This is a genomic window from Vibrio sp. 704 (assembly GCF_033339295.1).
In genome coordinates, this window is record NZ_JAWOUH010000445.1 from 1 (window position 1) to 698 (window position 698).

Annotated in this window: 1 protein-coding gene; it reads left to right on the forward strand. The window is 47.0% G+C overall.

The window, feature by feature from the left end:
• Nucleotides 1-698 (forward strand): membrane-bound lytic murein transglycosylase MltF (gene mltF, locus R7R24_RS27000; protein ID WP_318120164.1); only part of this gene is annotated, 698 nt, incomplete at both ends.

Below are 698 nucleotides of genomic sequence, written 5' to 3' on the forward strand. Positions count from 1 at the left end.
TATCATGGTTTACTCGCCGCTCAGAGGATGAGAGCTTATATGCGATGCTGATTGAGTTTTTCGGCAATATCAAACAATCCGGCGAGCTAGCTTCTCTTGAAGAGAAGTACATTGGCCATATTGAAGCGTTTGACTACGTGGACACGCGTGCCTTTATTCGTGCTCTTGATGATAAGTTGCCGAGATGGGCTCCGCTGTTTCAAAAATACAGCGAAGAGTTTGATTGGCGTTTAATCGCGGCTTTGGCCTACCAAGAATCTCATTGGAAACCAAAAGCAAAATCGCCTACGGGTGTTCGTGGCATGATGATGCTGACTTTACCAACTGCGAAAAGTGTTGGTGTAACCGATCGTCTAAACCCTGAGCAATCTGTTCGTGGTGGTGTGGAATACCTGCGTCGCATCGTCGCTCGCGTACCTGATACGATTAACGAACATGAAAAAATTTGGTTTGCATTGGCATCGTACAATATTGGTTATGGCCACATGATGGACGCGCGTCGACTAACCAAGGCACAAGGTGGCGATCCAAACGCATGGGCAGATGTAAAAGACCGACTACCGCTGTTACGACAAAAGCGTTACTACAGCCAAACCCGTTATGGCTACGCTCGTGGAGACGAGGCGCGTAATTACGTTGAAAATATTCGACGCTACTACCAATCAATCATTGGGCATGTCAGTCAAAAGCCTTCCATT